Origin of the sequence: Mesorhizobium sp. M6A.T.Cr.TU.014.01.1.1, from assembly GCF_004022765.1 — a bacterium.
GTDB lineage: Bacteria > Pseudomonadota > Alphaproteobacteria > Rhizobiales > Rhizobiaceae > Mesorhizobium > Mesorhizobium mediterraneum.
Window position 1 is genome coordinate 131,313 of sequence record NZ_RZPG01000007.1, and the last position, 20,653, is coordinate 151,965.

Annotated in this window: 15 protein-coding genes, 1 tRNA gene, 1 pseudogene and 1 riboswitch; of the genes and pseudogenes, 14 read left to right on the top strand and 3 right to left on the bottom strand. The window is 62.1% G+C overall.

Features of this window, described 5'->3' with window-relative positions; genetic code table 11:
* Window positions 1–110: 110 nt before the first annotated feature.
* On the bottom strand, window positions 111–1,184 hold the full coding sequence (selD, locus tag EN885_RS10325) for a selenide, water dikinase SelD (protein ID WP_128241868.1): 1,074 nt from the start codon (window positions 1,182–1,184) through the stop codon (window positions 111–113).
* 462 nt (window positions 1,185–1,646) lie between these two features.
* Between selD and fdnG the strand changes: the two genes are divergently transcribed.
* From fdnG to EN885_RS33520, 14 genes and pseudogenes are all read left to right on the top strand, one after another.
* Complete coding sequence (gene fdnG, locus EN885_RS10335) at window positions 1,647–4,733, top strand: formate dehydrogenase-N subunit alpha (RefSeq protein ID WP_128241867.1); 3,087 nt, start codon at window positions 1,647–1,649, stop codon at window positions 4,731–4,733.
* An 11-nt stretch (window positions 4,734–4,744) separates the two neighbouring features.
* On the top strand, window positions 4,745–5,695 hold the full coding sequence (fdxH, locus tag EN885_RS10340; RefSeq protein WP_128241866.1) for a formate dehydrogenase subunit beta: 951 nt from the start codon (window positions 4,745–4,747) through the stop codon (window positions 5,693–5,695).
* Between the two features lie 16 nt (window positions 5,696–5,711).
* Window positions 5,712–6,374: a formate dehydrogenase subunit gamma gene (locus EN885_RS10345; protein ID WP_245493047.1), complete on the top strand. Its 663-nt coding sequence runs from the start codon at window positions 5,712–5,714 to the stop codon at window positions 6,372–6,374.
* A gap of 51 nt (window positions 6,375–6,425) precedes the next feature.
* Window positions 6,426–7,343 carry a formate dehydrogenase accessory protein FdhE gene (gene fdhE, locus EN885_RS10350; protein ID WP_128241865.1) on the top strand — a complete coding sequence of 306 codons (918 nt, stop codon included), beginning with the start codon at window positions 6,426–6,428 and terminating at the stop codon, window positions 7,341–7,343.
* A gap of 7 nt (window positions 7,344–7,350) precedes the next feature.
* A complete protein-coding gene (gene selA / locus EN885_RS10355; protein ID WP_128241864.1) occupies window positions 7,351–8,769 on the top strand; it encodes an L-seryl-tRNA(Sec) selenium transferase in 1,419 nt (472 codons plus the stop codon).
* The gene (locus EN885_RS10360) at window positions 8,756–9,562 is read left to right on the top strand and encodes a tetratricopeptide repeat protein (RefSeq protein ID WP_128241863.1); all 807 of its coding nucleotides are present in this window, start codon (window positions 8,756–8,758) and stop codon (window positions 9,560–9,562) included. Before selA ends, EN885_RS10360 begins: the two co-directional genes overlap by 14 nt.
* A pseudogene (selB, locus tag EN885_RS10365) lies at window positions 9,559–11,391 on the top strand (selenocysteine-specific translation elongation factor); the annotation flags it as partial. The gene EN885_RS10360 and the pseudogene selB, both read left to right, overlap by 4 nt.
* 126 nt (window positions 11,392–11,517) lie before the next feature.
* Window positions 11,518–11,613 (top strand) — tRNA-Sec (locus EN885_RS33515).
* 16 nt (window positions 11,614–11,629) lie between these two features.
* On the top strand, window positions 11,630–12,079 hold the full coding sequence (locus tag EN885_RS10370) for a hypothetical protein (protein ID WP_128241861.1): 450 nt from the start codon (window positions 11,630–11,632) through the stop codon (window positions 12,077–12,079).
* Between the two features lie 326 nt (window positions 12,080–12,405).
* Complete coding sequence (locus EN885_RS10375) at window positions 12,406–13,593, top strand: magnesium transporter (protein ID WP_128241860.1); 1,188 nt, start codon at window positions 12,406–12,408, stop codon at window positions 13,591–13,593.
* Between the two features lie 410 nt (window positions 13,594–14,003).
* Window positions 14,004–15,278 (top strand): tetratricopeptide repeat protein, encoded by a 1,275-nt coding sequence (locus tag EN885_RS10380; protein WP_128241859.1) that lies wholly within the window; start codon window positions 14,004–14,006, stop codon window positions 15,276–15,278.
* Complete coding sequence (locus EN885_RS10385) at window positions 15,275–16,102, top strand: FecR domain-containing protein (RefSeq protein ID WP_128241858.1); 828 nt, start codon at window positions 15,275–15,277, stop codon at window positions 16,100–16,102. Before EN885_RS10380 ends, EN885_RS10385 begins: the two co-directional genes overlap by 4 nt.
* Window positions 16,103–16,126: 24 nt before the next feature.
* Entirely contained in the window at window positions 16,127–18,040 is a 1,914-nt protein-coding gene (locus EN885_RS10390; protein ID WP_164897816.1) for an adenylate/guanylate cyclase domain-containing protein, read from the top strand.
* Between the two features lie 144 nt (window positions 18,041–18,184).
* Entirely contained in the window at window positions 18,185–18,613 is a 429-nt protein-coding gene (locus tag EN885_RS33520; RefSeq protein WP_164897813.1) for a hypothetical protein, read from the top strand.
* Here EN885_RS33520 and EN885_RS10405 read toward each other — a convergent pair.
* Together EN885_RS10405 and EN885_RS10410 are read right to left on the bottom strand one after the other, a co-directional pair.
* The gene (locus tag EN885_RS10405; RefSeq protein ID WP_128241855.1) at window positions 18,589–19,098 is read right to left on the bottom strand and encodes a superoxide dismutase family protein; all 510 of its coding nucleotides are present in this window, start codon (window positions 19,096–19,098) and stop codon (window positions 18,589–18,591) included. The two genes, EN885_RS33520 and EN885_RS10405, sit on opposite strands and share 25 nt — an antisense overlap.
* 154 nt (window positions 19,099–19,252) lie before the next feature.
* Complete coding sequence (locus EN885_RS10410; RefSeq protein WP_128241854.1) at window positions 19,253–20,029, bottom strand: sulfite exporter TauE/SafE family protein; 777 nt, start codon at window positions 20,027–20,029, stop codon at window positions 19,253–19,255.
* 425 nt (window positions 20,030–20,454) lie between these two features.
* Window positions 20,455–20,567, top strand: a riboswitch (TPP riboswitch).
* Window positions 20,568–20,653: the final 86 nt, after the last annotated feature.

The following is a 20,653-nucleotide window of genomic DNA, read 5'->3' on the forward strand; positions in this document are numbered from 1 at the left end:
GCGACAGGATTAGCTGCTTCGCGCCATGAAGTTCGAGAGTTAACGAGCCGTGGTCTCCTCCGTGCCCAGAGTGGCCGCTGGTATCGCCTAGGCGCGCCGGTTTAACGGCGTCACTGGACTGTTATGGCGGGTGCGCCGGGCTCGACATGGCCGATCACGCGGGCCGATGCGTAACCGTCCGCGACGATCTTTTCGACCACGGCCGCCGCTCTGTCGCGCTCGCAGGCGACGAGCAGACCGCCCGAAGTCTGTGGATCAGTGAGAAGATGGCGCCGCCACTCCGGCATATCGGCGGGCAGGAGCACCGCATCGCCATAGCTCGCCCAGTTGCGCCACGAAGCGCCGGTGACAAAGCCTTGCTCTGCCAGCAGCACGGCTTTGGAAAAGAGCGGAACGTCATGATCACGGATGACCAGAAGACAGCCTGAGCCGCGCGCCATCTCGAGAGCATGGCCGAGCAGGCCGAAACCGGTCACGTCGGTAATCGCATGGACGCTGTCATCCTGCGCGAGCTCCGATCCGATCCGGTTGAGCAGGGTGGTCGAGGCGATCATCTCGACATAGCCGCTGGGCGGGAGCGCCTGCCTCTTGATGGAGGCGCAGTAGATGCCGACGCCGAGCGCCTTCGTCAGGATCAAGGCGTCTCCCGGCCTCGCACCCGAATTACGCCGGACGTCTTCGGGCCGGCATGTGCCGATCACGGCAAGACCATAGATCGGCTCCGGCGAGTCGATCGAGTGGCCGCCGGCGACCGGGATTCCGGCCGTGGCGCAAACTGCCCGGCCGCCCTTCAGAATGTCGCGGACCATATGTGTCGGCATCTTGTCGAGCGGCATGCCGAGAATGGCCAGCGCCATGATCGGCCGGCCGCCCATCGCGTAGACATCGGAGATCGCGTTGGTCGCCGCGATCCGGCCGAAATCATACGGATCGTCCACCATGGGCATGAAGAAATCGGTGGTGGCGATGACGCAGGTGTCGTCGTCAAGCTGCCAGACGGCGGCGTCGTCTCCAGTCTCGGTGCCGACAAGAAGCTGACGAAAGGGATTGGCCTCGACCTGGTCTGCGAGAAGCTGCTGAAGGACAGACGGCGCCAGCTTGCAACCGCAGCCGCCGCCATGGGCGAGGCTGGTCAAGCGAAGCACAGGAGCGTCGGCGACTTCAGGCGCGAGGACAATTGCCATGGCAAGCCTCCTTGGATTGGCACCGAGCGAGATACCGAGCCTGCGGAACTGGCGTTGGCCGCACGCTGGCGATCGTTCGGGGACCGATTTGACGGAACGGAGAGATCAGACGTGGAAACGGTGAGAGCGGTCCGAAGACGCTTAGTGAGAAAGGAAAAGCGGGACACATGCGCAGCCTCGGAGCGCACGCTTACGCCACCGTCGGCCGTCGTCCGAAAAGCGCCCCGGCACGCGGGAGCCGTTTCCAATACCACGCGGCACTTTAAGATCATCGCTAGACAAGCGTCAATCGCACGCTCTCATCCTAAAACATGAGTAATATCATCAACTATGATTCGACAAGAAAATGCAGAGCACTCGGAACACTTTGCTTCGTTTGACATTGTCCTGTTTTGGATCAAAATGCGCTCGTACCCTTGGTTCGGGATGCCCTTCGGAGCATCCGCTTCGGGAGGACATTCAATGAACATCGAACTGTCACGGCGCGCGTTCCTGCAGACGGCAGGCGCGGGTCTCGCCGGCACTACGCTTGGGGCTCTCGGCTTCGGCGATATCGAAGCGGCACATGCCAAGGCGATACGATCCTTCAAACTCGCCAACACCACCGAGACACGCAACACCTGCCCATACTGCTCAGTGGCGTGCGGTGTGATCCTCTACTCAAAGGGCGATCTCAGGAAGGGCGAAAAGTCCGAGATCACCCATATCGAGGGCGATACCGACCATCCGACCAACCGCGGCACCTTGTGCCCCAAGGGCTCGGCCCTGCTCGGCTTCGTCAAGGCCCCGACCCGCTTGCAACAGCCGATGATCCGCAAGCCCGGGGCGGATAGGTTCGAGCCGACAACGTGGGAAGACGCGCTCGACCGCATCGCCCGCCTGATGAAGGACGATCGCGACCAGAACTTCGTCACGACGAACAATGACGGCGTGACGGTCAACCGATGGATTACCACCGGCTTCCTCGCCGCTTCGGCGACGACCAATGAAACCGCGTTCGAGACCTACAAGGTGGTCCGCAGCGCGGGCATGCTGGTGTTCGATAATCAGGCACGTGTCTGACACGGCCCGACGGTGGCGAGTCTCGCCCCAACATTCGGCCGCGGAGCAATGACGAATTCCTGGACCGACATCAGGAACACCGATCTTGTCGTGATCATGGGCGGCAATGCCGCCGAGGCCCACCCTTGCGGCTTCAAATGGGTCACCGAGGCGAAGGCCAACCGTGGCGCCAAGCTCATCGTCGTCGATCCGCGCTACACGCGCTCGGCTTCGGTGTCGGACCTCTATGCACCAATCCGTCAAGGCACGGACATCGCGTTCCTGCTCGGGCTGATCAACTATTGCATCGAAAACGACAAGGTGCACCGGGAGTATGTGAAGGCGTTCACCAACGCCGGCTATGTCGTCAAGCAAGGCTTCACCTATCGGGATGGCCTGTTTTCCGGCTACGACGAGGCGAAACGCGACTATGACAAGTCGAGCTGGGACTACGATATCGGCGAAGACGGTTTCGCCGTCGTCGATGATACGCTGGCAAATCCTCGTTGCGTCTGGAACCTGCTGAAGAACCATGTCGCGGTCTACACGCCGGAAATGGTCGAGCGCATCTGCGGCACGCCGAAGGACAAGTTCCTGAAGGTGGCCGAGATGGTGGCGGAGTGCTCGTCGCCGACCAAGGCGATGACCTCGATGTACGCGCTCGGCTGGACGCAGCACTCGAAGGGCTCGCAGAACATCCGCGCCATGGCGATGCTGCAGCTCGTTCTGGGCAATATCGGCATTCGTGGTGGCGGCATGAACGCGCTGCGCGGCCACTCCAACATCCAGGGGCTGACCGACGTCGGGCTGATGTCCAACTTGCTTCCTGGCTATCTGACGCTGCCCAACGAGAAGGAACCGGACCTCACCGCCTATATGTCGACGCGCGGTTTCAAGCCGCTCAGGCCGAACCAGATGAGCTACTGGCAGAACTACAGGAAATTCTTCGTCAGTTTCCAGAAGGCCATGTACGGCTCGGCGGCAACCCCGGAAAATGACTTCGCCTACGACTACCTGCCGAAGCTCGACGTGCCCGGCTACGACGTGCTGCGCGCCTTCGACATGATGCACCAGGGCAAGATCAACCTGTATCTTTGCCAAGGGTTCAACGCGCTGCAAGCGTTCCCCAACAAGCAGAAGATCACGGCCTCGCTCTCCAAGCTCAAGCTCCTGGTCGTCATGGATCCATTGGCTACCGAGACGGCGCGGTTCTGGGAGAACCACGGCGCGCACAATGACGTCGATCCGTCGACGATTCAGACCGAAGTGATCGAGCTGCCGTCGACGTGCTTTGCCGAAGACGACGGCTCTCTTACCAATTCGGGGCGCTGGCTGCAGTGGCACTGGGCCGGCGGCACACCGCCGGGCGAGGCCAAGCGCGACACCTGGATCATGGCGCAGATACATCTGCGCCTGAAGGAACTCTATCGCAAGGAAGGCGGCGCCTTCCCCGATCCGATCCTCAATCTCCATTGGCCCTATGCCGATCCGGGCGATCCGACGGCCGAGGAAATCGCCCAGGAGATCAACGGCCGGGCGCTCGCGACGGTGACGGACACGGCCGATCCGACCAAGGTGCTTGCCGAGGCCGGAAAACTGTTGCCGGGCTTCGCCGCGCTGCGTGACGACGGCTCCACATCTTGCGGCTGCTGGATCTATTCCGGCTGCTTCAACGAGAACGGCAACAACATGGCCCGTCGGGATACTGACGATCCCGACGAGACGGGCGCCTACCTGAAATGGGCGTTCTCGTGGCCTGCAAATCGCCGCATCCTCTACAACAGGGCTTCGGCCGACTTGAACGGGAAGGCCTGGGATCCCGACCGCAAGGTGATCGAATGGGACGGTGCGAAATCGTCGGGTTATGACGTCCCCGACATCGCGCCGACAGCGAAGCCCGGCGAAGTCGGCCCCTTCATCATGAATCCGGAAGGCGTGTCGCGCCTCTTCACCCGAGGCATGATGCGGGATGGACCGTTCCCGGCGCATTACGAGCCGTTCGAATCGCCCATCGTCAATCCGGTTGCGCCCAGCGTTCGGGGCAACCCGGCTGCGCGGGTATTCGAAGGGGATTTCAGGCAGTTCGCCGAGCCGGCCTCGGCAGAGTTCCCCTATGCGGCGACCTCCTACCGCCTGACCGAGCATTTCCACTTCTGGACCAAGCACGTTGTCGTCAACGCAGTGATGCAGCCGGAGTTCTTCGTGGAGATATCGGAACAGCTAGCGGCCGAAAAGGGTATCGCCAAGGGCGGTTGGGTGCGTGTTTGGTCCAAGCGCGGCTCGGTCACGGCGAAGGCGATGGTAACCAAGCGGATCAAGCCGCTGACCTGTGACGGCAAGACCGTCCACATCGTCGGCATTCCACTGCACTGGGGCTTCACCGGAGCGGCAAAGAAGGGCTTCGGCCCGAACATGCTGACGCCCTATGTCGGCGACGCCAACATCGAGACGCCCGAATACAAGGCGTTTCTGGTCAATATCGAGCCCATCTCCGGGCCGGTGGCATAGGGAGGCGGCAGATGTTTCCTCCAATTGCCAATCCCTCGGTAACGGACGTGACGCCCCGCTTCTCGGAGAAGGATCTCGTCCGCCGTTCCGCCTCAACCGTACCCGTGCCGGCCGAGCGCCTGACGGAGGTGGCCAAGCTCATCGACGTCTCGAAATGCATCGGCTGCAAGGCCTGCCAGACAGCCTGCATCGAGTGGAACGACACGCATCCGGAGGTCGGCGTCAACGCCGGCGTATACGAGAATCCCGCCGACCTGACGCCGGACATGTTCACGCTTATGCGCTTTAGCGAGTGGGAGAACCCAGAGACGAACAACCTCGAGTGGCTGATCCGGAAGGATGGCTGCATGCACTGCGAAGATCCGGGCTGCCTCAAGGCCTGTCCGGCGCCCGGCGCTATCGTTCAATACTCCAACGGCATCGTCGATTTCGTCCACGAGAACTGCATCGGCTGCGGCTATTGTATCAAGGGGTGCCCCTTCAACATCCCGCGCATTTCCCGCGTCGACCATACGGCCTACAAATGCACACTCTGCTCGGACCGCATCGCCGTCGGACAGGGTCCAGCCTGTGCCAAGGCCTGTCCGACCCAGGCAATCGTCTTCGGCACAAAGGAAGAGATGAAGCAGCATGCCGAGGGTCGCATTACCGACCTGAAGGCGCGCGGCTATGCCAATGCCGGCCTCTACGATCCGCCAGGTGTCGGCGGAACGCACGTGATGTACGTGCTGCATCACGCCGACCAGCCCGAACTCTATTCCGGGTTGCCGAAGGAGCCGAGGATCAGTCCTCTGGTGGAAGCGTGGAAGGGCATCACCAAATATGCCGGCCTGACCGTGCTTGGGGTCGCGGCTGGTGTCGGCCTGCTCCACCATCTGGTAATGGGGCCGAACAGGGTTTCGGACACGGATGAGGAGAATGCCGAACGGCTAGTGCGGAGTGACCGCCATGACAGCGCATGATGTCGAGCCTGGTTAAGTGCATCCGGGCAAGCCCGTGACGGTGGACCGGTATACGGTGGGCGCGCGGATAAATCACTGGATCACTGCGGCGAGCCTGATCCTGCTTGCCCTGTCCGGCCTCGCGCTGTTTCACCCGAGCCTTTTCGTTTTGTCAGGACTGTTCGGTGGTGGCCAGTTCACACGCCTCATACATCCGTGGATCGGCGTCGTTCTCTTCTTCAGCTTCTTCGGGCTTTTCATTCGATTCTGGAAAGCGAATTTGTGGAAGCGCGAAGATGGGACCTGGCTCGCGCGCATCCGCGACGTGCTGGCCAATCACGAGGAGAACGTGCCGGAAGTTGGCAAATATAATGCCGGCCAGAAATTCGTATTTTGGGCCATGTCGATCCTGATCGTCATTTTGATATCGAGTGGTCTGGTCGTCTGGGATCAGTATTTCTCCGCCTACACGACGGTCGGTCAACAGCGGGTGGCGCTCCTCATTCATGCCGTCGCGGCCGTTGCGATGATCGGCGTTTGGATCATCCATTTCTATTCGGCCCTCTGGGTGCGAGGCACGATTCCCGCCATGACACGCGGTTCGGTGACGGGCGGCTGGGCCTGGCGGCATCATCGCAAATGGTTGCGGGAACTTGTTACCAAACCGGGCGGAAGACCGGGATCGAAGCCCGCCGAATGAGCGGGCGTTAATCAGCTAACCAACGTGGCCCGTGTGGTTCGTGAGGTGAGTATGCCAAGGCAGATCGTTCCGTCGGATATCGATCCTACCGCCATCGGTGAAGTCTCGGCGCCGCCTTTCGTCCGTCTGCCTGATCCGGCGCGTCTGTTCGTTCGACGCGCGCAGAGGCTGAACGCACTGGCCGAAATCCATGAACTCGGTCCTTATCTCCGCTTCCTCGCTGCTCTCGCCGATGTCCAGCACAGCATACAGTACGGCCTGTCCGATCCGGATCTGCCGGAAACGGAGATGCGTGAACGGGCGCACGCTTTCGGAATGCCTCCGCTCGATCGTGACAGGTTCGCCTCCGGGGCGTTCTTCGAGACGCTCGACCGCCTGATGCTGGCGGCTTCGGCCATCGAGAAGCCTCGCGCCGCGGCAGGCGCGCTCGACCGGCTGAAGCTGGCTGCGCCTCCGGAGCGCGATGCCATGGTGCGCAACGTGCTCGCCGATGCAATCGCGGCTGACGCATTGGCCGAGCACGTTTATGTCGCGGCGGCGCTGCAGCTTCATTTCGCGCGTCTTGCCGCTTGCCTCGACGCCTCCACGCTGGTCCCGGTAGGTGACGGCGCCTGTCCGGTCTGCGGCGGGCCACCGGTGTCCTCGATGATCGTCGGTTGGCATGGCTCCCACGGGGCAAGGTTCTGTGCATGCTCGCTCTGCGGGACGCTCTGGAACTATGTCCGCATCAAATGCACCCTGTGCGGCTCGACCAAGGGGATAGGCTATGTGGAAGTCGAAGGCGGATCCGGCACGGTAAAGGCCGAGACCTGCGATTCATGCGGCTGCTATGTGAAAATCCTGTATCAGCACAAGGACCCGAACCTCGATCCGGTTGCCGATGACGTGGCGACGCTCGGCTTGGACCTGCTCGTCCGCGAGAGCGGCTACCGTCGTGGGTCGTTCAACCCTTTCATTATCGGATATTGAGGACGCGATGACCGCTTTGCCCGCACGTCGCCTACGCGAGCTTCCATCGGTCGATCAGGTGTTGAAGACGCCGCTTGGATCCACGGCGATCCAGCGCTTTGGCCGGCAAGTCGCGACGGCGGCTGTCCGCGCTGCACTTGCCGGAGCGCGGGAGGCCTGCCTCGGCGGAGCCGCAGTGCCGCAGCCCGGCGATGTCGCCGCCGACGCAGTTGAACAACTCAAGGTCGCAGAGCGCCCTTCCCTGCGTCCGGTTTTCAACCTGACCGGCACGGTGCTGCACACCAATCTCGGCCGGGCGCCACTCGCTGAGGAAGCGATCGAGGCGGTGCGCGCTGCGATGCACGAAGCGGTCGCTCTCGAATTCGATCTCGAGACGGGCAAGCGCGGCGAGCGGGATGATCATCTGCGTTCGCTTGTCTGCGAACTGACGGGAGCTGAAGACGCAACTGTGGTCAACAACAATGCGGCAGCCGTCCTTCTTGTTCTCAACACGCTGGCACTTGGCCGAGAAGCGATCGTCTCGCGCGGCGAATTGATCGAGATCGGCGGCTCGTTCAGGATGCCCGAGATTATGGCCCGCGCCGGCGCCAAGGTGGTCGAGGTCGGAACCACCAACCGCACGCATCCGAAGGATTATGTCGCGGCGATTGGCCAAGAGACCGGGCTGGTCCTCAAGGTGCACGCCTCGAACTATCGCGTCGAGGGGTTCACGGCTGAGGTGAGCGCGCGCGAACTGGCTTCCATCACCAGGGCGCAGGGCGTGCCCCTTGTCCACGACCTCGGCTCCGGCACACTTTTCGATCTTGCTGCCTATGGCCTAAAACATGAGCCAACCGTTCGCGAGGCGATTGCCGACGGCGCAGATCTGGTCACCTTTTCCGGCGACAAGCTGCTCGGCGGACCGCAGGCGGGCTTCATCGTCGGCAGCAAAGCCCTGCTCGCCGCGATCAGCCGCAATCCGATGAAGCGGGCGCTCCGGGTCGACAAGCTTCGGCTCGCCGCGCTGGAAGCGACGTTAAAACTCTACCGCGATCCTGATCGCCTGGCGGAGAGGCTGCCGACGCTGAGACTGCTGGCGCGCCCCTCGGCCGAGATCGCAACCCAGGCGGAGCGCCTTGCCCCCATGGTTGCCAATGCTCTGGGCGAGGCTTTCGTGGTGGAGACGGTGGAATGCCGCAGTCAGGTCGGGTCGGGTGCCCTGCCGCTTGACACGATACCCAGCGCCGGTCTTGCTCTGCGGGTAAATTCTGGCGGCGGGAAGTCGCTGGGAGCGCTGGCAGCGGCATTGCGCGAGCTGCGCGTTCCTGTGATCGGGCGCATCGAGAACCGGGCGCTTGTGCTCGACCTGCGCTGCCTCGAAGACGATGCGGGCTTCTGCGCAAGCCTCGCCGGCTTCGATCCGGGAGGGACCGATGCGCTGGTTTGAGAGCCTCGCGCGCCGGCCGGCCGAAGTGCCCCGGCCGGCCGACGTGCCGGTCGCCGAACGCCTGGCAAAGGCCTTGAAAGCGGCCAGGCGTAGTGATTTTGCGGTCGCCCTGGGCATATGGGAGCCTCTGGCCCATGCTGGGGTCGCACGTGCGCAAAACAATATCGGAGCCTGCTTCGCAGAAGGGTTTGGCGTCGAGCGGGACCACGATCTCGCCTTCCGCTGGCTGGCGCTCTCCGCCGAGGCCGGCGATGCCGTCGGGCAGCGGAACCTGGCGTCGCTCTATTTCCGCGGCGAGGGCGTCGCGCAAGATTACCGTAGCGCAGCCGAGTTCTACCGAGCAGCCGCGGAGCAGGGCGACGGACCGGCGCAGGACATGCTGAGCTGGATGCTGCTCGAAGGCGAAGTGGTCGAACCCGATCCCGCAGAGGCGCGACGTTGGGCGACTGCCGCCGCCGACCAGGGAATAGCGTCGGCCATGACGCGGCTCGGCATGATCCATCACAATGCGCTCGGTGTGCCGCGCGATCCGACTGAGGCAGTCCGCTGGTGGCGCCGCGCCGCCGTGCGCGGTGATACGGACGGGCAGGCCATGCTCGGCGCCGCCTATCACTTGGGGGCGGGCGTGGAAACCGACGCGGTCGAGGCATATGCCTGGCTCCTGCGCGCGAACGCAGCAAGCAGTGCGCTTGCCGAACGGTATCTGCCGGCCGCGCGTGCCGGTCTTACCCCTGACGAGACCGCCGAGGCCAAACGTCGCGCCGCGGCATCATTGACGGGGGCCGGATCATGATCGTCGGCACGGCGGGCCACGTCGACCATGGCAAGACCGCGCTGGTGCGTGCGCTGACCGGCGTCGACACCGACCGCCTGCAGGAGGAAAAGACGCGGGGCATGACCATCGATCTCGGCTTTGCCTACCTGCCGGCACCGAGCGGAGACGTCATCGGCTTCATCGATGTTCCGGGGCACGAACGGTTCGTGCATACGATGCTCGCCGGCGCCAGTGGCATCGATTTCGTGCTGTTGGTCATTGCTGCCGATGACGGTGTCATGCCGCAGACGCGGGAGCATCTCGCAATCATCGATGTACTCGGCATCAAGCGCGGCGCCGTGGTGCTCACCAAGTCAGACTTGATGGTCCCCGCACGGCGCGCCGCCGTTCAGGCGGATATCCACGCCGCGCTTGCCGATACAGCACTTGCCGAAGCAGACATAATCCCCACCTCGGCCGTCAGCGGTGACGGTATCGACGATCTGCGGCATTTCTTGTTCGAGGAGGCGTCGCGCTTTGCCGGCCGCGCATTCTCTGGGCGGTTCCGATTGGCGGTCGACCGATGCTTCATACTGCGCGGCATCGGCACTGTCGTGACCGGCACGGTCCTTTCAGGATCAGTCGGCATCGGCGACCACGTTATCGTCAGCCCGTCCGGCCTGGCGGCGCGTGTCCGCTCGATCCACGCTCAGAACCGGGTGGCCGAATATGGGCGGGCGGGAGACCGGTGCGCGCTCAACCTCGCCGGTGAAGGCATCGGCAAGGAGGCGATCCGGCGCGGCGACGTCATACTCGACCCGGAACTTCACGCGCCGACGGACCGGATCGACGCAAGGCTGCGCGTCTTGCCAGGAGAGCCCAGGCCGATCGGCCAGTGGTTCCCGGTACGCCTCCACCACGCTGCGGCCGAGGTTGGGGCAAGGGTCGTGCTTCTCAGTGACGAGCCGGTCAGACCCGGCGGCATCGCCAAGGTTCAATTGGTGCTGGACAATCCGATCGCGGCTGCTGCAGGCGATGCCTATGTCGTGCGCGACACCTCAGCGCAGCGGACCATCGGCGGCGGACGCCTGATCGATCTGAGGGCGCCGAGCCGGAAGCGGCGCACGCCGGAACGGCTTATCCAGCTCGAAGCATATGCCGTCCCGGACCCCGAGGCGGCTGTCACCGCACTGCTCGACGCGCCGCCTCATTACCTTGACCTTGACGCTTTTGCGCGCGACCGGGCGCTCGGCAGCGACGCGACGCAGAGACTGGTCGACAGCCTCGGACTGGTCTGCATTCCCGTCAGGAAAGCGGTGTTCGTTCTCTCGCTGGCGCGCTGGATCCAGTTCAGGCTCGGCCTGGCGGCGAATTTGAAGACCTTTCACGCAGACAATCCGGATCTGCCGGGCATCGGCATCGAGAGATTGCGCCTTCAGCTCGAGCCGCGGCTTCCGGCGCCGATGTTTGCAGCCGCTCTGCGAATGCTTGGGCACGCCGGTAAGCTCGCCCTTGACGGCGCCTGGGTGCGGCTGCCCGGCCACGAAGTCCGTCTGACCCAGCAGGACGAAACGCTGTGGCTGCAAATCGAGCAGCTCATCGGCGGCTCGACGCGATATCATCCGCCGAGGGTCCGCGATATCGCCGATATGTTGGCGAAGCCGGAAACGGAAATCCGCCGGCTCCTGAAACTTACTGGCCGCATCGGGAAAGTATACGAAGTCGCCCATGACCATTTCTTCCTGCGTCCGGCATTGGCCGAGATTGTTGAAATCGTCGATGATCTGACGGCGGCCGAGCCGGGCGGGCGGTTTAACGCCGCCCAGTTTCGCGATCGTGCAGGCAGCGGACGCAGGGTTGCCATCCATATCCTCGAATTTCTCGATAGGCACGGCGTCACCCTGCGACGCGGCGACCTGCGGCTCGTCAACAGGGATCGACGGGATCTTTTTCGCTCACCGACCGACAATGAGCCGGCAATAGCGGAATCCTCTGGAAGAGCATCGTCCCCGGTGGGGCGTCCGGACTTCAAATCCGGGAGGGGCCGCGAGCCGGTCCTTGGTGGGTTCGACTCCCACTCTCTTCCGCCACTCTCGCAAAGGCGCGATGACGGTGACAACCCGCTTTCTCGTTGAGCTCAAGACAGCAGCCGAGGCCGCCAAGGTCGCCGAAGGCAGCTTCCGGCGGGAAGCTGCAATCCAGATCGCGACGCTCGAACAAGAGCGCGCCTTCGCCTTCAGGCGGCTCAATCTCATGCAGGCGATCGCCGAGGCCATGGGATCGGCAGAGAGCGAGGAGATAGCCGTCGCCAGCGCCTTCGCTACGCTGCGCACGCGACTCGGCTGGAATTCCGACAGCGAAGCGCGTTCGGAGGTGATCGCGCGTTTCGGTCCGGTTGCGCTGGCGGTGTTTCGGGCTCCAGACGAGGAGGAACCTGCCAACGACATTCCTGAGACCCTGGCGGCTTTCGAGCGTTGGTATGCCGAAACGCGGGGATCGCCGTTCTGGCTCCTGTTCGAGCGCCAAATGCAGGACACGCCACGAGTCGACTTCTAAGAAGCGCAGGTCCGTCCGAGGTGCGTTGTTGACGCTCAGGCGATCAGGATCGCGACCGTTTGGCTCCTCTCATTTTCTGAGATACAGCCATAGTGTCGTCGTTGCCAGGATCGCGATCTCGGCAACACGAAAATTCTCTTGGCGACACGCTGACGTTACAGCCCGCTTGTATGCACCCACGCAATGGCTCAGTTCGGTCTACTCTGCGCTCTGAGAAGGCGAAGATTTCCGGATCGAGGCGCTGGGGCACTGCGCGCCAGGGCAGAGCGGCGAACCGCTCCCGTCTACACGTTCAGAGGCGGAACATTAGAGGGTTGGGGGAACAGATGAGGCAAGAGAACGACGTTGAGAAGTTGGTGCGCACGCTGCGTGCTCGAGCACCTGACGACGCGGCCGAATTGCTTGCCCGAGAGTCTCCCGAGTTCATCCGGGACGTATTGAAGTTGTTGCCGGATAGGCACGCCCGGAAGCTGGCGGAGCATTTGCCATCGCATATGAGGCCTGTCACGCCTTATGGCGACGGCAAGGATATCGCGGTCCCCGGGTCCGTCATCGAGCTGATGGACCCGATCCCCGCCAGCGTTCCTGTCGGAACGACGGTAGCCGCCGCGGTCGAGGCCGTCAGGCGCGCGCAGGTGCCGACCGAGTTGACTTACCTCTACATCACGGACGCGGGCGACGAACTCGTTGGCCTGGTGGTCCTGCGCGATCTGATGCTGAGCGAACCGGCCGCCAGGGTGGATCAGATCATGCTGCCGAAACCGTTCGCCCTTCACGTCAATATGCCGTTGGGCGAAGCCTGCAAGGCGGCGGTACGCCGTCACTACCCTGTCTATCCCGTCGTGGACGCAGAGAACCGGCTGCTCGGGCAGGTTCGCGGCTGGCGGCTGTTCGAGCAGCAAATCATCGAGATTTCTGCCCAGCCTGGCCAGATGGTAGGTGTCCAGAAGGAGGAGCGTTCTTTCACGCCACTGTTTTCAGCCTTCTTGAAACGTCATCCGTGGCTGCAGCTCAACCTGCTGACGGCCTTCATGGCGGCTTTCGTGGTCAGTTCGTTCACAGGCACGATCGAGAAGATTGTCGCCTTGGCGGCGTTCCTCCCGGTGCTGGCCGGGCAGAGCGGAAACACCGGCTGCCAGGCACTGGCCATGACGTTGCGTGGTCTCGCCCTGGGGGATGTGGACAAACGACCGAAGCTGCACCTGGTGCTGAGGGAGGGGGTGCTCGGGATCGCCAACGGCGTGCTCGTCGGACTCGTGGCGGCCGCGGCCATGTGGTTCTACGCGTCGCGGCAACCGGAGTCGGCAGCCCAGGCGCCCATGCTGGCGCTTGTGATCCTGCTCGCAATGTCCGGATCGTGCCTCATGTCCGGGATCTCCGGCGTGCTGATCCCGTTGGGCCTGCGGCGGGTCGGCGCCGATCCGGCCGTGGCTTCCGCGATCTTCCTTACCACGGTTACCGATATTGTAGGCATGGGCCTGATGCTGGGGCTTGCCACTACGCTCGTGCTGTAGTGGCGCACATTTGCGCAGGCCGTCCTGAGAAGCATCGCCCGCCAGCTCTCCGAGCGCTTGCGCAACGCGGCGGAAGACCTTCGGATGAGGTGCATGTGACCCTGATGCGTCAAGCCGCGACCAGATACTTGCAGAATCGCGCAAACAATATTGATCTTGTCGGCTGCGCAATCCACGGCTCACTATGATTTGGCTTAGTTGCCGTTTGTAGCGAATACTTGCTCGAAGTCCAGCAACGCCGAGAAGATGTTTGGTCAACCAGCGTAGGAGAAATGCGAATGAACCCGATAGTTTGTTGCGCCGCTGCAACAGCTGCTGAAGACTCGGAGATCTCGTGACAGTTCTGTCGTTTTTTTTTGTGTAGGCGTGCTAGATCCGCTGCACTAGTCGGGTTGGGTGGGGTTCTCGGCATGCATTCCTCGTTTTCAATGATCTTCGGCTTCGCCGCGGCACTGCTCTGTGCCGGCATATCGCCGGCCCGCGCACAAGGTCTCTATCCGGCCTATGACGATGCGTTTTCGGCCCGCATCGCCAATCCGACCGACAACGGAACGCTAGCTCAATTCGTCACAGTTGCCGTCAACGCAGGGCAGTACGATCAGGCGATCTCGTCGATCGAGCAGTATCTCATCAAATATCCCCGCGATGCGCGCGCCCGGCTGGCGGCCAGCCGGTTGTACTATCATGTCGGCTCCTACGAATTGGCCCGGCGGCAGGTGCAGTACGGCATCGAAGTCGGCGACCTGTCGACAGCTGAGGAGCAGGAAGCCGTTCGCCTGCTCGCCCGCATCGAGCGCGCGTTGCGTGGCATCACCTGGGAACTCGCTCTGACCGGCGGCGCGTTCAGCGCATTCACCGATTTTGAGCCCGGCGGGGCTCAGGACGACAATAGCTTCGTCTCGCCCTACGGACGGGCGGAAGGCTTTGTCCGGTGGGACCTCGGCACGCCAAGTGCCGACGCTCTCGTCCTTTCGGGGGCGCTGACGGCGACAGAGCGTTTTTTCACGCCAGACCTGTCGGTTCCGGGTAGCAAGGAGACTTTCATCCACGGCAACGCCGCGATCACCTGGGACAAGGGGTTGCCCAACAGTGGGATCGATTCGCTGCGCCTGCTGCTTTCCGCGTTCACCGTTACGGATCGCTTCGACAGCGATGTCCACGAAACCGGCATCGGCCTCAGCGGACGCTTCCTGGTGCGCCCGACGGTCGAGACGACCCTTTTCGCCGGCGGCGGCTACATCGATCTAAGCGCCTCGCAAGGCATTTTCGCCGATAGCAGGGTTTTTTATGAGGCAGGCGGCAGCTACCGCTTCCGCAACGGCCAGGCGCTCGGACTGCGCTTTGTCGGCTCGAATGACTTTGCCTCCGGATCCGGCGAAATCGGCCGCAGCTACATGGGCGAGGTCCGCTATGGCGGCCTGTTGATGAACGTACCGGATCTTTTCGCATGGTCGCACCAGGTCGCCTTCTCGGCCGGCCATAGCGACACTCCCGATCTGTCCATCGGCATTGGCACAAATATCAAGAGCGACTTCTGGCGCATTGCCTCGGAAAGCGATTTTCAGCTGACGGAGTCGCAGAAGATCAGCGTCGATCTCGCCTATCGCGAAACCAACTTCGATCTCGCCAGCCGCGACCGAAAATCGTTCGAAATGCTGATGAGCTACACGTTGACGCTCAATTGAAAGAGGCTGCGATGAGGACCCTGAATCGTCAGATCGCCATTTTTGTCGCCTGCCTTGCCTTCGCGGCACCGTCCGCTGCTGAAACGGTGGGGTCGATGACGGCCTACCAGACCAACATCGTCCGCAACAACGGCGGGACAATGAACGTCGGCGCCGGCGTCGAACTCGGCGACCAGCTGCGCAGCAATCCCACTGGTCTTGGAATGCTGGTGTTCCGGGACGAGTCGAGCGCCAAGATTGGTCCGAACACTAGCCTGACGATCGATGAATTCGTATACAATCCGGGCTCGGGATCTGGAAAGATCGACATCGGGATGAACAGCGGCCTCGCTCGTTTTTATGGCGGCCAGGTTTCGAAAGGCGGCGTCATGCAGGTTGCGACGCCGCACATGGTGCTCGGGGCCAGAGGCGGCATCATCGAAGTGCTGGTGGCAGCTGGCCAGACCGTCGGCATACTGCGCGCCGGCCGCATGACCTGCACGATGAATGGCAAACGGCTGGTCATCACAAACCCGGGCTTCGCCTGCACGTCAGAAAATGGCAAGCTGCTGACCGGCTACGGGGGAATCGACACCTTCCCGATATTGGACAGCATCGACCGGATAGCCGGCACGGGCCTGCCAGGGGCACCGGGTCCGGGATTGGACGTAAGCGCGATTTGTGCGTCGGCACTCGGCGGCTCGCTCAAAATCTGCGACTCCACCGACGGGGCATTGCCAGGAGTGGTCATGGAGTTCCCCGACAGCCTAACGCCACCTGTGGGCGGCGGCGTGGATAACGGTGGGTGTGAGGGTGAGGGTTGCTGCTATCCAGACTGTAGGTAGACCCGTCCGACCGGCATGAGCCCCTTGTTCGATTGGCGGCAAGCTGCCAGGCGCAAAATATCCGGCCTTGCGGTCGTGCTCTTGCTGGTCGCTTGCCATTTGGCTTTCGACGGGCCGCTGTCGCGCCTCCGCGAGCGTACGTACGACTTCTACCAGTTCCTCGCCCCGCGCGAGGCGACGAGCAATCCTGTTGTCATAGTCTCGATAGATGACGCGAGCCTTAAGGCATATGGGCGATGGCCTTGGAACCGTGGCCTTTTGGCCGATCTGGTCGATGGTGTCGCCGAGTCTGGTGCCGCGGTGATCGGGCTTGCGCTGGTGCTGCCCGAGGCTGACATCTCTCCTGATGGCATCGCCGGAGACAAGCGCCTCGCGAGCGCACTGGCGAAACATCGAACGGCGCTCGCCGTCAGTCTGGGCAATGAGGCGACGGTTTCAGAAACAGAGCCCAAAGCCGGCTGGTCGATCGTCGGGCAAGTACCCGAGACGCTTCCTGGCTTCACCGGTCTGACAGGCTCGCTTGCGGATTTCTCGAGCGCCGCTGCAGGCCTCGGCGTAATTCGCACTTTGCCCGATCCCGACGGCGTATTACGCCATGTGCCGCTGCTCTGGCTCCGAAATACGGCTCAAGGCGTGCAGCTCTGGCCGTCCTTCGCGCTCGAACTCCTGCGCCTCTACGCCGGAGAGAACGGCTACGTGGCCAGGATGAATGCCGCCGGGTTTGACGCACTCAGGATAGCCGGCACCATTGTGCCACTCGAGCCGCAGGGCAGCATCCGCCTCTGGGAAAGCGACACCAATACGCCGCGCATATCTGCCAGTGATATTCTTTCGGGCCGCGGCGATCCGCTGCTGCGGAACGCCATCGCTATTGTTGATCTGTCGGCCGTGGGACTGACCCAGTATCTGCCCACCCCGACGCGTCCGGCGCGACCAGGCGTGGACATCCACGCTGATGCAATCGGCCAGATGCTTGCCGGGCGCTATCTTGTAGAGCCAACGCAAGCGCGTACGCTGGAGCGGCTGTGGTTGGTGCTCAGTGGCATCGTTTTCATCGGACTTTCGGGAGTTCTCGCCCAGCGTGTCTTGCTTGGCGCCCTCGCTCTGGCGCTCCTGGCTGCCACGCCCTTCGCGTTCGGCGCTCTCGAATACAGCCTGCAGGGTGCGCTCTATGACCCACTGCAGCCGGCGCTTGCGACCATGCTTGTAGCTGGCTTCGAAGGATATGTCCTCTACAGGCGCAGCGAGCAGCGTCGGTCCACCCTGGCACGGCAGTTCTCCCAATATCTGTCGCCCTCCGTGGTGCAGCGCCTCGCAAATTCGGATACCGAAGCGATCCTGTCCGGAGAGAAGCGCGAGATCACAATCCTGCTGAGTGACATACGCGGCTTCACGACGATGAGCGAACAACTCGGTGCCCAAGAAATCGGAAAGGTGGTCAATCACTTTCTCGGCCTTGCGACCGATGAGATACTCAAGCGCGACGGGACCATCGATAAGTTCATGGGCGATGCCGTGCTAGCTTTCTGGAACGCGCCGCTTGATCAGCCAGATCATCGCGAGCGCGCGCTCGAGGCGGGGCTTGCCCTGATCGAACGGGTGGAGCGCGAAAACGCCACGTTCACCGCGCGCGGGCACCCCCCTATCGAAATCGGCGTCGCCATCGAGACTGGCGTCTGCTCCGTAGGGAATTTCGGCTCCGAACGGCGCTTCGACTACACCGCGATCGGCTCGCCGGTGAACCGCGCGGCACGGCTCGAGTCAACGACCAAAAAGCTGAGGATTCCTCTGGTGCTTGGTCCCGGATTTGCGCAGGGAGCATCAATGCCGGTTGTGCAGGCGGGTGCGTTCGAACTCCAAGGCTTCAAGGGCGAGGTGCCGGTTTTCACCGTTCCGGAGATACACCCCTCGTCGCAATCTGCCGAGGAGGTCGCGTGATGTTTGGCACCAGTTCAACTCGCTATCTCATTGGCAGCCGGCGAGCGAAAGCCAAGGGCGGCGGAAATCCGATGGGCGGCCCGCGCCACCATGTCGCCCAGTTCGCCTATGCGCTCTTCCGGCACCCGGTTTTCCGGGGCAGCGATGTTCAGCGCCGCGATTATCTTACCCGGTGCCACGAAAACCGGTGCGGTGATCGGCACCGTTCGGGCCCAGGATGGCGAAAATCATGCCGCGCGGCACATCGAGATCGATACGATCGACGGCGCGCAGCTTGCCGAACGTTTGACCAGGCCGCGGGCGGAAATGGCTGACTGGGCAAGACCCGTGGCGGGCACACCCATAGGAGAAGTATCGTTCATGCAATCATCCGGCAGTCGCAAAGTGAAGCCAACTTTGGCGCAATGGCTGCGTCGTCAATTCCTCTGCAGATACGAGCTTACCGTCTGGCTTATCCTCATGCCAGAGGCTCCGACACTACCTGGCCGCCGAGTTGAAGCGCCGGTCAGATCATATGTCGGACAGGCCGCTACCCATCGTGGGGTTTCTCACTCGATCACGGCGCAGGCCTGACGATTTCCGGCATCGCCGGCAGGCTGGCTTTTGTAGTCGTCCTGTCCGCCGTGGACCATCAATGCCTTGCCTCGTATCGCCGTTTCCCCACCATCCAGTTTGACCATGCTGTTGAAAGCCTGGGCACGCAAAACGCCGTCGGCGCCGACCCGCTGATTTGGCATGTCGCCCGCGTGCGGGCCTTTTCCAGTGAGATATCCATGTTCGGCATTCGTCGGATTGAAGTGCCCACCTGCCGAGTCATGGCCGGTCTGATGGTCGCACTTTCCGGTTTCATGAACATGGAACGCGACCCATTCACCCGCCGGCAGTCCTGTTACCTCCAACGCTATCAGCACACCCTGCGCCGTCTCGGTCAGCGTGGCCGTTCCATTCTTCTCGCCAGCCATGTTGACGAATTCGGCTTTCGCGGTCGCGGTGTCCTGAGCCGCTGCAGGCATCGCGACCGCCAGCGCCAATCCTGTTGTTGCAAGCAAATTATTCATCAGTTGGCCTCCGGTTTACAAGGACCCCAAACAACAACGGGGCCTCTTCGTTCCATTTGAGAATGGAGTTTTGTCTCCGGCGCGCCCGCTAGAGAAGCGGGGCGATGCGTGGAACTCGATAGTATCTCCGTGTCATGAGTGTCACGACGTTGGTTTACACCAATTCGAAGAGTTCCGCGGTTTGCCAACCTGCCAGCAGTATGATGAGAATACCAACGAGCCTAAGGAGCGTCTTTTCTGCGATTGACTTCACGACCAATCCGGCCATCGGCGCTGCGACCACGCCGCCAAGGATCAAACCGGCAACGGAGAGCAGATTTTCGGTTAGCTCTCCTGCCTCCTGCCAATGGCCCGTTAGCAACGCAAACAAGAAGGTCAGAGACACCGAGAATGTGATAAGGAACTCGCTGGCATTTACCGTGCCAATAACGTAGCGGGGCGTCCCGCCAAAACCGAGAAGGCCGGTCGTTACGATTGGTCCCCATCCGCCACCCCCTGCGGCATCGAGAAATCCACCACCAAGCCCAAGGGGAGGTACCACGCCTGCAGGGACCGGATTGCTTGGGATCCGCCGGAATGAACGGAACAGGAGCCAAGCTCCGACCAGCGCAAGGTATGTGGTCACATATGGCTTCATGATGGCTCCCTCGAACGAGGTGAGCACAAAAGCGCCGAGAACTCCGCCGAGCACGCCAAATGGCATCAGCCGCCAGAAAAGCTTCCAGTCAATGTTGCGGTGATAGAGGTGAGCCGAACCTGAGGCCGCAGTGGTAAACAGCTCAGCAGCGTGAACTGAAGCCGAAGCGTGTGCAGGAGACACGCCAAACCCCAGTAGTGTTGTCGAGGAAACAACGCCGTAGGCCATGCCGAGAGCCCCGTCCACGGCTTGAGCTACAAACCCCACGAACGCAAAAAGAAGAAATTCTTGCATTTGGCTCTCCGATAAAAGCGCGGGTCGTAATTGGCGAAGAGGAACCCGCCGCGTGCAACATGTGCAATTGCGTCTTCATGCTTCCACAATTCACTAAACGCCTGGCATCGATAATGGTGACGACGAACGGGAAACTGTGCGCTCGACCGACGCCTTTCCTCATATCTTCAAAGTCATGTAGACTCTCAAAATATTGAGAGCGATCTCGAACAGGATGCCAAGTTTAGCACCCTCTTAAGTTGAAGCCGCGCATTAATCTACCGTCCTCGAAAGACCACGCCAATCGCTCAAGCGATGCTATCTTTGATGATGCCATCCGGTAGCGAGACGACCTGAGCGACCACTGCTGAGGCAGCCGCCTCTGACCTAGGGTTTCACGGGTCGTGACGCATACTTGCAGCTCCACCCTTTATCTGTTTAATTGCCGCCATCCACAGGGGTGCTCCGTATCGTCGGGGCTGAGAGATGGGCTGCAAGCCCGTAAACCCTAGAGCTGATCTGGATAATACCAGCGGAGCGAGGCGGGCGATGTTTTCTGGCGCACAGATTTTTCTTTTTCCGATGTCCGGCGATTTCGTGGGCCCGCCCGAGGACCATATCACGATCGACCTCACGGTCGCGGCC